This is a genomic window from Pseudomonas sp. MWU16-30322 (assembly GCF_020515535.1).
GTDB lineage: Bacteria > Pseudomonadota > Gammaproteobacteria > Pseudomonadales > Pseudomonadaceae > Aquipseudomonas > Aquipseudomonas fluorescens_H.
Genome location: NZ_JAIWYL010000005.1, coordinates 408,290 through 423,473 on the forward strand (window position 1 = coordinate 408,290; position 15,184 = coordinate 423,473).

At 60.7% G+C, this 15,184-nt stretch carries 10 protein-coding genes; all 10 read right to left on the minus strand.

All coding sequences use genetic code 11. The features are described 5' to 3' along the window. Positions 1-31: 31 nt before the first annotated feature. The 10 genes from LCH64_RS13015 to LCH64_RS13060 all read right to left on the minus strand — a co-directional run bounded on the left by LCH64_RS13015 (position 32) and on the right by LCH64_RS13060 (position 15,140). Positions 32-2,947 (minus strand): TIGR00180 family glycosyltransferase, encoded by a 2,916-nt coding sequence (locus tag LCH64_RS13015; protein WP_226500451.1) that lies wholly within the window; start codon positions 2,945-2,947, stop codon positions 32-34. Positions 2,948-3,002: 55 nt separating this feature from the next. Next, positions 3,003-3,740: a cephalosporin hydroxylase family protein gene (locus tag LCH64_RS13020; RefSeq protein WP_027614220.1), complete on the minus strand. Its 738-nt coding sequence runs from the start codon at positions 3,738-3,740 to the stop codon at positions 3,003-3,005. Positions 3,741-3,757: 17 nt separating this feature from the next. After that, positions 3,758-4,828, minus strand: a complete 1,071-nt coding sequence (locus LCH64_RS13025) for a class I SAM-dependent methyltransferase (RefSeq protein WP_226500452.1) — start codon at positions 4,826-4,828, stop codon at positions 3,758-3,760. Beyond that, positions 4,825-5,676: an NAD(P)-dependent oxidoreductase gene (locus LCH64_RS13030; protein WP_226500453.1), complete on the minus strand. Its 852-nt coding sequence runs from the start codon at positions 5,674-5,676 to the stop codon at positions 4,825-4,827. The genes LCH64_RS13025 and LCH64_RS13030 overlap by 4 nt, the downstream gene beginning before the upstream one ends. After that, positions 5,673-6,899, minus strand: a complete 1,227-nt coding sequence (locus LCH64_RS13035) for a class I SAM-dependent methyltransferase (RefSeq protein WP_226500454.1) — start codon at positions 6,897-6,899, stop codon at positions 5,673-5,675. The genes LCH64_RS13030 and LCH64_RS13035 overlap by 4 nt, the downstream gene beginning before the upstream one ends. Beyond that, positions 6,896-7,456 carry a dTDP-4-dehydrorhamnose 3,5-epimerase gene (gene rfbC, locus LCH64_RS13040; RefSeq protein WP_166495459.1) on the minus strand — a complete coding sequence of 187 codons (561 nt, stop codon included), beginning with the start codon at positions 7,454-7,456 and terminating at the stop codon, positions 6,896-6,898. Before rfbC ends, LCH64_RS13035 begins: the two co-directional genes overlap by 4 nt. Beyond that, positions 7,453-8,535: a CDP-glucose 4,6-dehydratase gene (gene rfbG, locus LCH64_RS13045; protein ID WP_003222822.1), complete on the minus strand. Its 1,083-nt coding sequence runs from the start codon at positions 8,533-8,535 to the stop codon at positions 7,453-7,455. Before rfbG ends, rfbC begins: the two co-directional genes overlap by 4 nt. Next, the gene (rfbF, locus tag LCH64_RS13050) at positions 8,517-9,290 is read right to left on the minus strand and encodes a glucose-1-phosphate cytidylyltransferase (RefSeq protein WP_103483904.1); all 774 of its coding nucleotides are present in this window, start codon (positions 9,288-9,290) and stop codon (positions 8,517-8,519) included. The genes rfbG and rfbF overlap by 19 nt, the downstream gene beginning before the upstream one ends. A 255-nt stretch (positions 9,291-9,545) precedes the next feature. Continuing rightward, complete coding sequence (locus LCH64_RS13055; protein WP_226500455.1) at positions 9,546-11,309, minus strand: calcium-binding protein; 1,764 nt, start codon at positions 11,307-11,309, stop codon at positions 9,546-9,548. 237 nt (positions 11,310-11,546) lie between these two features. Then, positions 11,547-15,140 (minus strand): glycosyltransferase, encoded by a 3,594-nt coding sequence (locus LCH64_RS13060; protein ID WP_226500456.1) that lies wholly within the window; start codon positions 15,138-15,140, stop codon positions 11,547-11,549. Positions 15,141-15,184: the final 44 nt, after the last annotated feature.

Below are 15,184 nucleotides of genomic sequence, written 5' to 3' on the forward strand. Positions count from 1 at the left end.
TGTGCTGATTCCTGTTCCTTGTCCGACGGACTCAAGCGAGTAACTGTGGCCAGTTGACCGGCGTGCTTTCACCCAAGGCAAAACCTTTCCCGATGAGGGACAGGTTGGCGTTATAGGCACTGTCCTGCGCAAAGGCGCCGCCCCACTTCTCACGCAATGCAGCCAGCGCTGATGGCGCTTGCGGCAAGAGGCCCGGATGCACAACCTGCACCAGCGGCGTCCACACAATGAGGTAACCCGCATCACCGGCCTTGAGGCACAGATCGACATCGCTGAAGCCATCGGCGAACGTCACTTCGTCCAGACCGCCCAGTACGTTGAACAGTTCTTTGCGGATCATCAGGCACACTTTCGACACCGCGGAATAATTCTGCTCGACCGCCAGGCGTTGCATGTAGCCCTCAGCGGCATGTTTTTCACCGATGAAAGGCGAGCCCACGCCATCGTTCAGACCAAGAATCAAACCGGCATGAGCGATCTTGCCGTCACGATCGACGAGTTTGGCACCGACGATAGCCACTTCCGGACGCTGCGCGTGATTGAGCAACGAGTCGATCCAGTTCGGATTGACGACCTCGCTGTCAGCCGCCAACAGCACCAGATATTCACCCTGCGCCTGCTCGCTGGCGGCGTTGTACAACGCCGTCTCACCGAGCGGCTGATCGGCACGCAGCACATTGACTTTGGGGTTGCGAAGCGTGCCCAGCCAGTCATTGACCTCGGCCGACTGATTCGGATTCGCCGCAATCAGCACTTCATAACGGCTGTAACGGGTTCTGAGCAACACGCCTTCCAGGCAGCGGCGCAGGGCCGGCAGGTCGTCGATGGCTGGGACGATGATCGACACCAGCGGCTGTTCGGCATGACGGTAATCAATCTGATAAGTACCGGGCGTCGCCGAGGTGACCCTGGCCTTGTATCCGCGATTGGTCAGGTGACGCAGCAGCGCCTGACGTTCGTGGGCATTCTCTTCCAGCACCGAGGCCTGGGTGATCAGCAGTGGCTCGTCGAGGTGCGCCAGGCCGCCAATGCCGCCCTGTTCGATGATGCGCAGCAACAGATCCAGCTCCAGTGCCTTGCTGAAGTCCGCTTGATAACCACCGGCTTCGAGCAACACTTCGCGGCGAATCAACCAGTGACGCGCCATCAGCGCTGGAATGCTTTGCAGCAGGTCCAGATTGAAGCCCGGGCGGAAGACGTCGACCAGCGCACCGTTTTCCTTGCGCTGGATTTCATCGGTGGCAACAGCGCGTACACCCTCGGCGGACATCAGTTCCAGACTGGCCCGCAACAAGCCGCCAGCGGTGAACTCGTCGCCCGCTTGCGCCAGCAGCAGCCAGTCGCACGGTGACTGTTGGGCGCTCTGATTCAACTTGTCGACATAGTTGCTCTGGGTGACGCGCACGAAGTGCAGGGTGTTTTGCGCGGTGGTCGCTACCGGCGGTTCGCCCGTGGTGAACACCACAATCTTGAACGCTTTGCAGTGCCCCTCGAGCAGACTGTCGAGCGAGACCTGCACCTTGTCGATCTGGTCATCCAGATCCAGCAGGAAAATGCCGAACTGCGGGCCACCGTCATGGGCCGACAGCTGTCGAGTGATCGACTCGATCTGTTGCGCCGACGGCTCACGCGCGGCCAGCCACTGCAGCAGGCGACCGGACTTCATTTTTTCGAAGACCGCCTGATGATCTTCAACCGTCAGCGCCTCAAGTCGAGCAATCCATTCGTTCACCGACTGGGCGGCTTCGTCTTCACCCAGGGTGTCGAGATGTGCGGCAAGGCGTTTGACGACGGTCCGGTTGAAAGCATTGAGGTCATGCGCCTGCCACAAACGGTCCACCACACTTTCCGGGGTATCGTTGTTGCGCGCCTGCAGCAAGTGCGCCTGACGAGTCCATATGCCTTCAAGTCCTTCCAGTTGCATACGGCCGGCGGGCATGGCGTGCAGCATGAATTCGAACTGCTCCAGACGATCGAAGAACGGCTGGTTGTAAAACGGCATCTCGACGTACTGCAACGGGCCGAAACGACGATCAGGATGCCTGAGGTTCTGGTTCCAGGTGGATTCGAAAATCAGTTCTGCAGTCAGCGCGCGCCCAGTCTTCAAGCTGTCGGCCATGGCCTCGAAACTCTGCAGGGCAAACGCCTTGAGCTGTCCGGCGTCGAGCCCTTGAATGGCAGTTGGCAGGGAGGCAAGAAACTCGGCAAAGGCTTCTCGCTCGGCGACCGATTTGCCGTCGGCGTAGGTCAGCGAGTGATACACATCGGTATTGTGCTCGGAGACACCGTAGTTGATCTCGCGCACCACATAAGGCATCGGCAGGATCCGCGCCTTGGCACTGGCCAGCAGGTAATAGACGTGACCAATTTCCTGCCACTGGAAATTGGTACCCGCTGGCAACACCGAATGCCAGTTTTTCATCAGGTCAGTACGGGTCACCGCATAGAACGGCGGAATGTACTGGCTCATATAATCGATGACACGATCCTGCGCCCGCTCGGACGAATAGTCTTCCTGGACTTTCTTGTCACGACGGTAGTAGTTCACGCCATGGGCCAGAGACAGGTACATCAGGCAATAGCCGTGGCACATGCCGTAGTCCTGATTCGCCTGCAGGAAGTTCACGGACTCGGTCAGCGAATCGTGCAGGATGAAGTCATCATCGGCCGCCAGCACCATATACGGCGTGGTCAGCTGCTCCACACCGTAAGCCAGTTTGGCCTGCATGCCCCAGTAGGCGAATTGCGGCACATGGTGATAATCGACGGCGGAAAAATCCCCTTCAGGCCGCTCGACCGTCGAGTCGAGCACCATGATCCGGCAGGGCAAGCTGCTGTAATACTTCACCGCCCGGCGCAGGAACGCCGGCCGATTGTGAGTAATCAGCACCACGGTCAACAGCTCGTTGAGCGGTAGCGCCAGTTCAGAACTGTACTTGCCTTGCATAACTTCTCTCCACAACCGGCGACTCGCCGAGATAACGCTTTGGTGATGTTGCGAATTAACGAACGCGACGCAGATAGCCGTCCGGCGCCACGGTGATCAGCAGTTTGTTCTGCAATTGCTGGTCGATCTCGAAATCCTGGTTCTCTTCCAGGTACTTCCACACCGCTGTTTTCGGGTTATCACCCGGGCCCCATGGGCGATCCGGGAAGAAATCGGCCGGCATGTCTTCGACCACGGTGTCCATCACCACGCAGTAGCTGTCGACCGAGACCAGCGGCGCGTACAGGCGCAGCTCTTCGAGTACGTGGTCGTGGGTGTGGTTGGAGTCGAGCACCAGGATGACCTTCTTGCCTTTGGCCGCAGCCTGCACCTGAGCGGCGATGGCCGGGTCGATGCTCGAACCTTCGATCATCTTGATGCGCTTGGCCATCGGGTGGCTTTCGATCGCTTCACGGTTGTGCGGGCGGATGTCGAGGTCGATGCCCAGCACTTCGCCGTGACCTTGCAGTTCCAGCAGGGAGGCGTAGTAGATGATCGAACCGCCGTGGGCGATGCCGCACTCGATGACCAGATCCGGCTTGACCTGCCAGATGATCTCCTGCATCGCCATCATGTCTTGTGGCAACTGGATGATCGGGCGGCCCATCCACGAGAAGTGGTAGCTGTACTTGTGTTTGGCCGATTCGTTGAAGAAATCACGGGCCAGGCCAGTGAGTTTCTGGTCGTCACCCTGCTGGGCGATCTGCTCGCGGCACTCGGCTTCGAAGGCTTGGTTGATGCTGTTGTCGGTCATGTTCAAAGTCTCAATGGTCACTGGAACGAAGCGCTATCGACGGCGTGATAGACGTAGCGTCCACCGGTCATCCGCTTGATTTCTTCGAGGTAATTGGAATTCATCACAAACAGGTTGGCGCCTTCGGGCAGCGCATCCATCGCCTCTTGCGGCGAGGACACCCGCGCGCCGCTCAGCGGCAGATAACGCCCCTGCTTGGCCGGGTTGATATCCACCACACGATCCACCGCGACACCCGCGCGTTGCAGGAACAGCGAATAGATCACGCCTTTGGACGATGCGCCCCAGATCGCCGAACCCTGCTCGGGTGCGGATTGAATGATCTGCACCGCGCGCTCAAGGCTCGCCGTGAAACCGTCCGGCAGCGACAGGCGTGGCACCGGTTGCTCCGGGGCCAGGCGCAACGTCGACAGGTCGGCGACGATGTACAGGTACTGGCCACCGAACAGGTGGCCGGCCTCGTGTACGGTGCCGAACATCCGGCGCAGGTCATCGAGGCGGAAATAATTGACGTGCTCGTAGAACAGGTCGAACCAGGCCTTGTGCTCGAGGATCCAGTCGAAGCACGGCACTTCGATGTAGATCTGCCCGCCCTGATTGGCTTCGGCGATCACCGCCAGAAAGCTCACCGGGTCTTCGATGTGTTCCAGCACATGGCGCAGGACAATGGCGTCCGCCGCCAGGCCGAGGCCACGGGTGAACGGCGCCTTGATCACGTCGGCGTTTTCACCTTCGTAGGCCGGATCGATCCCGGTGATCGAATAACCGAGGCCCTTGAGCAGCTCGAGGAAGTAGCCCTTGCCGCAGCCGACTTCGATCAGCTCCTGGCCCTTGAAGTGCCTGGCGATGATGCCTTCGACCTCGCTCAGGTGCTTCTGGAACTGGCCCGAATGGGCCTGCTCGTTCTGATAGTCAGCGTCATAGCTGAGCTTGTCGGCATTGAACGCGGCGTTGAAGATCAGGCCGCTGCGCTCATCCTGCACCAGCAGCATGTCGGCGCTGGCCGAAGCCTTGGCCGACTCCGAGTCGGCGAAGGTGCGGTTCTGCAACACCGGCAGGTCGGTAACCCGATACAACTCGTGCCTCATTGCGGCTCTCCCAGTAGCTGTTGCAAACGCTCGGTCACGGCCCAGAACGCCATCGGTTCATGGCTCGGATACGGGTAATGGCCGAGGTTCAGATTCAGTGCTGCACCGCGCTCGCGCAGCCGTTGTTCAACCAGTGCGCGCACCGATACCGGCTGACCGCTGGCGCAATTGATCACGCCGTTGAAATCGCGCTGATGGACGATCGTGGCGAGGTAAGCGGCGGCGCTGGCGATCGGCAAAAAGTCCCGCAACTGCTCGCCGCCAGACATGTTGAACGACGCCTCCCCGGCATCGATCGCCCGGTCCAGCGCCGCCAGCAGACTGTTGGGGTTCTGCCCTTCGCCATGCAGGTAGAACAGGCGCGCCCACTGCAAGGTGAACGGTTTTTCCTGTTGCAGATTTTGCAAAAACAGATGCAGCGTGTGTTTGGCCAGACCGTAAGGATTGCTCGGCTTCGGCTCGACATTTTCGCTGAGCGGGCCGCTTTGCATGCCGTACTCGAAGCAGGTGCCAGTCACCAGCACTTGCTTCACACCCGCCTCGACCGTGCCTTTGATAAAGCGGTAGTCGGCCATCAGGTTGTGCTCGAAATGGAACAGCGCCCGATAGTTCGGCAACCCCGGCCAAGCCAGGTGCGCGAGGACGTCGATACCGTCGGTGAGCGCCGCAATGTCCAGATCCGCCGCGTGAATATCCGCCGCGACAAATTCGACGTCGTTGATCCACGGCATGGTCGCAGCCGTATCTGAATTGCGCGCCACCGCGCGCACGGCGCAGCCACGCGCGAGCAACGCCGCGACCAGATGCCGGCCGACGAAGCCCGTGGCCCCGGTGACCAGGACTTTCACAGGATTTTCATCTCAGGCACGGCGATCACGAAGCGCCCGTCCCACTGACGCACCTGCGCCAGTTGTTGACTGACTTCGTGCAGCAGGTTCCACGGCAGCACCAGCACGTAGTCCGGTTTTTCGCTATCGATCTGCGCCGGCGCGACAATCGGGATACGGCTGCCCGGCAGAAACTTGCCCTGCTTGTGCGGGTTGGCATCGGCCACCCACGCCAGCAGATCCGGTTTGACCCCGGCGTAGTTGAGCAAAGTGTTGCCCTTGGCCGCCGCGCCGTAACCGACCACACGCTTGCCGTCGGCCTTGGCCTGCAACAGGAAGCGCAGCAGTTCATGCTTGATACGTTCGGCAGCCGGCGCGAGGGTCGCGTAGTACTCAGGGGTTTTCACCCCGGCAGCGAGCTCGGCCTGCAACTGTTGCTGCACCGCCGGCTGCACCGCACGACGCTCACCATCCTGGCGTTGCACGAACACCCGCAGCGAACCGCCGTGGGTCGGCAGTTGGCTGACGTCGAACACTTCCAGACCATTGCGCTCGCACAGAGTCTGCACAGCGGTCAGCGACAGATAGGAATAGTGCTCGTGGTACAGCGTGTCGAACTGCGCACCGGCCATCAGCGTCAGCAGTTGCGGAAACTCAAAAGTGGCGACGCCGGTCGGCTTGAGCAGCGTGGCGAAACCACCGAGGAAATCATTGATGTCCGGCACATGCGCGAGCACGTTGTTGGCGGCCATCAGGTCGGCGCCCCAGCCTTCGCCTTTCAACTGTGCTGCACTGTCGCGACCGAAGAACACTTCACGAATCTGCAGACCCTTTTCCCGCGCCGCTTGCGCGGTGCTGCGGGTCGGCTCGACACCCAGACACGGGATACCGCGAGCAGCGACGTACTGCAGCAGATAGCCGTCATTGGCCGCCACTTCGACCACACGGCTGTCGGCGTTCAGAGCAAAGCGCTCGACCATCTCGGCGACATAGCGCTCGGCATGGGCCAGCCAGGTGCTGGAGAACGAACTGAAGTAGGCGTACTCGGCGTCGAACAGGCTGTCGGCGCGGGTGTAATCCTCGGTCTGCACCAGCCAGCATTGCTGGCACACAGCGACCTTCAGCGGCACCCATTGTTCGGCCTGGTCCAGGCGCTCGGCGTGCACGTAGGCGTTGGACGGTGGTGAGGTGCCGAGGTCGATCAGCGGCAGACTCAGCGGTGCGGCGCACCCACGGCAGTTCATAGACGCACTCCGGCAAAGTGTTGATCGAGCGCGGGATGGCTGGAATCACGCGCTGACAAATTATTGACAGGCAACGGCCAGGCAATCGCCAGCCGTGGATCGTTCACCGACAGACCGCCCTCATGCTCCGGCGCGTAATCGGCGCTGTGCAGATAAAGCAGTTCGGCGTCGTCGGTCAGGGTCTGAAAGCCATGAGCGAAGCCGGCCGGAATCAACAGGCTGCGACCGTCGCCGGCCTTCAGATGCTCGGCGTGCCAGTGCAGAAAAGTCTCGGAGTCCGGGCGCAGATCCACCGCCACGTCCCACACTTCACCGCGCAGGCAAGTGATCAGCTTGGCTTCCGGTGCGTTGGCGTTTTGATAATGCAGACCGCGCACACTGCCCTTCTCGCGGGTGCAGGAATGGTTGATCTGGCGGATATGAAATTCGCTGCCGAACGCGCTCAGGCTGCCTTCGCAGAACAGCCGGGCGAAATGCCCGCGCTGATCTTCGAAGCGTTTGTGCTGGACGCTGAACAGCCCGGCCAGCGGCAACTGTTTCAAGGAAAACTCGCTCACAGCGCGCCTCGGTACAGGTTCAGTTGACCGAGAGTGACGTTGCGCATGTCATCGCCGTTCTGCCACGCCAGATGCCAGTCGAGCGTCTGGGTCAGGCATTGCTGCAAGGTCCAGCGTGGCTGCCAGCCGAGCACCTGACGGGCGCGGCTACTGTCGAGGCGCAACAGACCAGCCTCGTGCAGTTCGCTTTTTTCGATGCGCAAACCGCGTGCCTGTGGCCAGCGACTGGCGAGCAGTTCGACCACTTCGCCGACGCTGCACATGTCCGCCTCGCCCGGGCCGAAGTTCCACGCCCCGGCGTATTCCGGGCCTTGTTCGTAGAGCCCCGCCGCCAGTTGCAGATAACCGGCCAGCGGTTCCAGCGCGTGCTGCCACGGGCGCACGGCTTGCGGATAACGCAGGGTCACCGGCTCGTCGGCAGTCCAGGCTTTGAGCACGTCGGGAATCAGGCGCTCCGGGGCAAAGTCGCCGCCGCCCAGCACGTTGCCCGCGCGCGCGGTGGCCAGGGCCAGACCGTGCTCGGCGTACTTGTCAGCCGGGAAGAACGACGCCGCATAAGACTGTGCCAACAATTCGCAGCAAGCCTTGCTGCTGCTGTAAGGATCGTGCCCGCCAAGGGCTTCGTCTTCGCGGTACGGCCACAGCCATTCCTTGTTGGCGTAAACCTTGTCGGTGGTCACCAGCACGCAGGCGCGTACGCAACCGACCTGACGGATCGCTTCGAGCAGGTTCAGCGTGCCCATGACGTTGCTGGAGTATGTGCCCAGCGGATCGCGATAGCCTTCACGCACCAGCGGCTGCGCGGCCAGGTGCAGGACGATCTCCGGCTCGGTGTCGGCGATGATCTCCAGCAACGCGCCGAGATCGCGCAGATCGCCACGTTGATCGTTGATCCCTTCGTGAACCCGCGCCAGTTCATACAGGCTCGGTTCGGTCGACGGATCCAGCGAGAAACCGCTGACTTGCGCACCGAGGCTTTGCAGCCACAGGGTCAGCCAACTGCCCTTGAAACCGGTGTGACCGGTGACCAGCACACGTTTGCCGCGCCAGAAATCCGCGCTCAGGCCCATTGCTTCCATGGGGCCTCCCCGCTCTGCCACAGCGCTTCGAGGTGGTTCTTGTCGCGCAGGGTGTCCATCGGATGCCAGAAGCCTTCGTGTTCGAAGGCATTCAACTGTTCTTCCTGAGCCAGACGCGCCAGCGGCTCGGCTTCCCAGGTGGTTTCATCGCCAGCGATGTAGGACAGGACTTTGGGCGACAGCACGAAAAAGCCGCCGTTGATCCAGCCACCGTCGCCGCGCGGTTTCTCGGTGAAACCCAGCACCTGATCGCCCTGGCGCTCGAGGGCGCCGTAACGTCCCGGCGGCTGCACCGCGGTGACGGTGGCCAGGCGACCGTGGGCTTTGTGGTAATCGACGAGCTGAGCAATGTTGATGTCGGAAACGCCGTCGCCGTAGGTGAAGCAGAACGCCTCTTCATCCTTGAGGTAACGACCGGCACGCAGCAGACGGCCACCGGTCATGGTTTCCTCGCCGGTGTCGATCAGGGTGACGCTCCATGGCTCGCTGTAATTCTGATGCACGTCCATGCGGTTCTCGCGCATGTTGAAAGTGACGTCGGAGGTGTGCAGGAAGTAGTTGGCGAAGAAGTCCTTGATCGCATAGCCCTTGTAGCCCAGGCAAATCACGAAGTCGTGGATTCCGTGAGCGGAATACTGCTTCATGATGTGCCAGAGAATTGGCTTGCCGCCGATCTCGATCATGGGCTTGGGCTTGAGGTGCGACTCTTCACTGATGCGCGTGCCGAGGCCACCCGCCAAAATAACTGCCTTCATCGTCTCCCCTCTCGTTCGTCACCGGGCTGCGCATGGCTTTCTTGAGCGATGCGGGCCGTCTGGCTAACCCTTTTGCCGCCTGCGGCGCCGCTGCGATGACCGCGAGCGCTCGTTTTATGGCGATTTGAGGGGGACTTGCAGGAAACGCGCCAGCTCCGCGAGCGCTGCGTCGGCGGGAATTCAAGGCATGAAAAAGGGATGAGTCCGTTTCCGGAATCATCCCTTTCATCCAGCTACTTCAATGAATCGGACGGATCAGCCAAACATCGCGAATCCATCGATCGTGGCAGGCAGGTCGTAGGACTGGCCGTCAGCGGTCTGCAGATGTTCGATGTTGTTATACCCACCCACATACCAGTCCACCAGTTTCACGCCATTGGCCGGCACACCACTGCTGCCGTCATTGGCGCCGTGCAGGTAGGCATCGTCGCCGACGCGCGTGACGCTCAACTGACTGAGGTTGGCAATGGTGTTCATGATCAAGGTGTCGTTGTAGCTGCTCGCCATATCCTGAATGGATACCAGGCCTGGGGCATTCACCACATAGGTGTCATCGCCATCGCCACCAATCAGCGTATCGTTCTGCGGCGCCTCGCCATCCAGACCGGATGCCAGGCCTCCATAAAGAATGTCCGCACCTGCGCCACCCTGAATGAAATCGTCGCCCGCACCGCCCTCCAGAATGTTGTCGCCCCAATCACCTTGCAGCACATCATTGAAATGGCTGCCACGCAGGTTCTCGATGTCGATGTACGTGTCGTAAAGAGCGATCCCGCTCTGCGGGCCCCAGCCGAGAGAGACACTCAACCCCTCAGTGCTGTCTTCGTAGCTGACGGTGTCGATACCGGCGCCGCCTTCGAAGCGATCGCCACCTGCACCGCCCAGCAACACGTCATTGCCGGCACCGGAAACGATGGTGTTGGCTTCGTCGTTACCGTAGCCGGTGAAGTCGGCAGTGCCGGTATAGGTCAGGTTTTCCACGAACGCACTCAGCTTCAGTTCCGAAAGGCTGGTGAACACGTGATCGGTTCCGCCCATGAAACCGTCGTCTTCCTCGACCGTCACGCCGGCGCTGTTGATCACATAAACGTCATCACCGTGACCGCCTGCGACCGTCACACCGCTGGCGTTCACGGTGAAGCGGTCAGCACCGGTGGAACCGATGACTTCTTCCACGCCAAGCAACGTATCGCCCGCTGCATTGGTGCCACCGCCGATCACAACGTTGGCCACATCGAACGCGTAACGATAATTCACGGTGTCATGACCGTCGGCACCATCGATGACCATCGAGCCTTGATGGCGATAAATCACATCATCGAACCCCGAGCCCTGAATCGCCTCGATACCGGTAAAGGTATCGCCGTAGGCAATGGTCAGTCCGTCGTAGTTGGTAAAGTCTTCGACGCGCACGCCCTCGAGACTGTCGCTGTAGCTGACCGTATCGTAGCCATCGCCACCGACGAAGTGGTCGGCACCGGCGCCACCCCACAGCCAGTCATTGCCCGCGCCGCCGATGATCTCGTTATCACTGGCGTTGCCGTAAACCTTGAGATCCCCCGTGCCCGTGAAGGTCAGCTTCTCGATGAACGGGTCCATCTTGATTGTGTTGAGGCTGGTGCGCAGCTCGTCGTAGCCACCGTAGTTTTCTTCAATCAGGGTCACGCCTTCGGCGTCGACGATGTACAGATCATCACCGCCGCTGCCGTCCAGCGTCACCCCGCCCACCGAAACGGTAAACGTGTCGTTGTGGTAACTGCCGACCACCTTCTCCACCGACACCAGCGTATCGACCTTGCCGTCAGGCCCTGCGACCGTTGCCGCACCAGTGCCAAACTCGACGCTGACTCCCGAACCCATTGCGTAATAGTTCGCCGTGTCAAAACCTTCACCACCGTCGAGCAGGTCGGATCCCGCACTGGCCAGCAGTTGATCGTCGGACTCCAGTCCATGGAGTTCGTCATTGCCATCGGTGCCCGACAGGACATCCGCTTCACTCGTTCCATTTACTACTGCCATTTGCTTCTTCCTTGCGTTGTTGTCGAATCCGGAAATCGGTCACCTCAGACACTGGCCGGACGGTCTTCGCTGACCGTGCCAATTGAGCGCATGGAAAGGTATCGACAGAAAAATCCCGATGCTTGAGCCCGCCGCCAAAAAAAGTATCGGGCTTGATACAAAACTTTTCGCCACGCAAAAAAAAACAGGCGACTCGAAAGTCGCCTGTTTTTTTCAGTGGGGCCGTGCGCGAATCGATCAATCCGCCAGCCAGCCATACTCCCAATACCGCAGGTTATCGCCACGCAACACGTAGTCACGCAGGACCACCTCACGCAACTCATCACCCATGCGGTAACTGGCATCCGGATCGGCCAGGTGCATGCGGATCGCTTGCAGCCACTCGTCCGTGCTGTTGGTCTTGATCCGCGTGCACGGCAGATAACCACGATAGGCCTCGGTGTCGGTGCAGATCACCGGATAGCCGCAGGCGCCGTACTCCAGCAGACGCAGGTTGCTCTTGCAGTCGTTGAAGACGTGGAACTCCAGCGGCGCCAGGGCCAGGTCCAGGTTCAGGCTGGCCAGCTTCGCCGGGTAGACCTCCAGATCAATCACGCCGTGGAACTCATGCATGTACGGCAGCAGATCGTCCGGGCACATGCCGAAGAAGACCCAATCGACTTCGTTGGCCAGTTCGCGCACCACATCGGCGATCACCGCCAGATCACCGTGGTGACTGGTCCCGCCGCCCCAACCGACCCGTGGTTTCTTCGAGGTGCGGCGTTGACTGCGCAAGTGGCTCCACAAGTCCTTGGACAGCATGTTCGGTACGACACGAATGTCGTGGTGCATGTCGGACAGCACGTTGGCCAGTGGCTGGGTCGATACGACCACACGATCACACAGACCGATGGCACGTCGCACCATACGCTCCATGTCCTGCTTGCTCGGCATGTTGCGGATGTGCGCATTGCGATGGGGAACGTCGATGACGTAGTCATCGAGTTCGAAGATGCGTCGCGCATTGAAGTATTTTTTCAGTGGCGGGATTTCATCGATGGCGTGTTCCGAATAGCGCCCCTGCAGCACGATCACATCAGGCGACTGGCGCTCGATATCAATGATCGACGGCAAACCGTAGCAAATGCGCCCCTCGACTCTGTTGGCCGCCTGCAACTCGATCATCGGCTGACTCATGCGGTAATGGCCGATGGCAGAGGCGTTGATCGGCACCACCAGCACATTCGGCAACTGCGCTTTGGAAAAGGCACTCCAACCGGTTCGCAGGCCAGGCTCAAGACTGAAGTTGGTGGCACCGACACCCTGCAGGGTCAGGTTAGTGTTGTAGGCCGGATCACGGGCGATGGTCGGCAACCAGCGCTGGTAGAAAGTTTCCCTTTCCTCGGCGAACAGCGCTTCGTCTTCAGTCGTCGCCGCGGCGCTCGGGCGTGCGCCCACTGCAAGCATGGCGTAGGGATTCAACACCACCAGATAGCCTTCGCGGCCGACCCGCAGACACAGATCCACGACGTTCAACGTCTGCTTCAGATCCTGTTCGTCGAGCCCTCCGGCAACGTCGAAGACCGACTTGCGAATCATCAGGCAATCGCCGCCAACCGCGCTCAGGTCATGCACCGCTTGCAGGCGGAACATATATCCGTCCGATTGCACGGGCTGGCCATAAAACGGCAGCCCGACCGGTCCGTTCAACCCGAGAATCAGCCCTGCGTGCAACACACCACCGTCCGGATTGAACAGCTTTGCACCGACCACGCCGACTTCCGGGCGCTGTGCATGATTGAGCAGTTCGTCGAGCCAGTCGGCCTGCGTGATCACCGCGAAAGCATTGAGCAGCAACACATACTCGCCACGCGCATGGCTGACCGCAAAGTTGTGCGCGGCCGCCGCATTGCCCTTTTGCGGATAGCTCAGCACGCGAATCCGCTCACTGCCCAGTTGCGCCATACCGTCCAGCCACACCCGCGCCTCGGCGCTTTCGCTGCCGTTGTCGACCAACAGCAACTCGTACTCGGTGTAAGCGGTCTTTTCCAGCAGCGTTTCAACACAGCGCTGCAATGCAGCCGTCTGGTCTTGAGTGACAATCACCACCGACACCAGCGGGCGTCGAGCATGAAGATAATCCACGCGATTGAGCAGTTCGCTGCCGCCACGGCGGATGTCATGGGCAATCCCCAGGCGTTGCAGATGCGCTTCGAGAATCCGCGGGCTTTGCGCCACGACACCTGGCTCGGTCAGCCACTGGGAGAGGTCGAATTTGGACTCCAGCAACACTTCAGCGATGTGCCCCACGACGTGCAAGCCGTCGTTCTCGACCATCCGCCACAGCGCATCATGCGGTGCCAGTTCGGCAAACGTCGGCGCAAAGCCGCCGAGCGCCAGAAATCGCTCGCGCTTGAATGCCAGGGCGCGCCCGACATAGGGATAACTGCGCATCAGGTCGAGGTTGAAATCCGGTTTGAACGCAGGCTCTGCCGACTCGCCGCTGCGCAGGCTGCCTTCGTCGCTGTACAGACATGTCAGGGTTGGGGTGTGCGCGATCCGGTCGGCCATGACCAGCAACGCCGGCGCCACCAGACGATCACCTGGCTGCAACAGATAAAACCAGTCGGCCCCTTCGAGCTGCGGCAGCAACGTATTGATCTGCTCCAGCCCGTCATCCTGCAACGGCATGTGGAACACGCGCCCATCAAGGCGCGCCTCGGCACACGAAACGGACAGGACCAGGATCAGCTCTGGCGGATAATCCTGCGCGGCGAGCGCCTCCAATGTGCGCTCCAGGCCATCGCGACTGCCCTGCCCGTCAATGATGATCGGCACAATGCGCGGCTGGCAGGGCCAACTGGCAAGCGTTTCCGGCAACCAGTGGCGCTGCTGCTCGGTGAGCACCCGGCACGCCAGCCACTGCGCGTACAGTTCGCCGAAGCTGAAGCTGTTGACGCCGACTCCCCACTCCTGACGGCTCTGCTTGGAACCCAGGGTTCGGCTCAGGGGCAACTCTTGCCAGACCCGGGGCAACTCATCCGCCCGGGACAACGGAACATAACGCACCCATCCCGGCGCAGGCGCCGATTCACCGCTGCGCGCCTTGAGCATTTGCGAAATCCACTCGCGTTCGACTTCCGCAGCATCCTTCATCGGTTGCTGTGCGCTCAGACGCTCCGGGTAGAGGCGCTCGGCGCTGAGTACGCTGTTGGAAACCGCCAGATTGCCACGCCGCAGCAGGCAGACGTACAGGGCAAAATCCAGCGTCGCGACGAAGCAGGCGCCGTCCTCGGTCAATGCCGGCAACAGCTCGACGACGTCGGCACGACGCATCAGCGCATTGCTGAAGCCACCGAGCACGTTGACCGGGAATTTTTCAAAGATGCCCAGTACGTCGTCGCCCTTGAGCAACCCACTGACTGGCGACAACGGCGTGTTTTCAATGCGCGCCGGCAGAATGATGTCGTTTGCGTCCCAGAGCAGCCGTTGCGCCACCACCAGGCTGACTTCTTCACGCTGCATCTCATGGGCCTGCTGCTCGATGCAGGCGGAATAGAGCAGATCGTCATCGCACAGAAACTTGATGTACTCGCCCTGCGCCTGCTCGAGACAAGCCTTGAGGTTGTCGACCAGCCCCAGCGTCCGTGGATTGCGCACGTAGCGTACGGCCACACCCGTCTGTTCGGTCACAGACGCTGTGATGGCTTCGATCTCGATGCCGCGACTGTCGTCGCACACAATGATTTCGAGTTGGCCATAAGTCTGGCTCACCGCACTGTTCAAGGTCCGCTCGAAGAAGCGCGGGTTGAAGGCGGGAATGACCAGACTGACGAGAGGAAGTGGATTCACGGCGGGCTCACAGGCGGTACGAGCCCGCTCGGTAAAGCGAGCCC

Coding starts and splice junctions, on each gene's coding strand:
- LCH64_RS13055 (WP_226500455.1), bottom strand. CDS start 11,309: ATGGCAGTAGTAAATGGAACGAGTGAAGCGGATGTCCTGTCGGGCACC.
- LCH64_RS13025 (WP_226500452.1), bottom strand. CDS start 4,828: ATGAGGCACGAGTTGTATCGGGTTACCGACCTGCCGGTGTTGCAGAAC.
- rfbF (WP_103483904.1), bottom strand. CDS start 9,290: ATGAAGGCAGTTATTTTGGCGGGTGGCCTCGGCACGCGCATCAGTGAA.
- LCH64_RS13035 (WP_226500454.1), bottom strand. CDS start 6,899: ATGAACTGCCGTGGGTGCGCCGCACCGCTGAGTCTGCCGCTGATCGAC.
- LCH64_RS13015 (WP_226500451.1), bottom strand. CDS start 2,947: ATGCAAGGCAAGTACAGTTCTGAACTGGCGCTACCGCTCAACGAGCTG.
- rfbG (WP_003222822.1), bottom strand. CDS start 8,535: ATGGAAGCAATGGGCCTGAGCGCGGATTTCTGGCGCGGCAAACGTGTG.
- LCH64_RS13020 (WP_027614220.1), bottom strand. CDS start 3,740: ATGACCGACAACAGCATCAACCAAGCCTTCGAAGCCGAGTGCCGCGAG.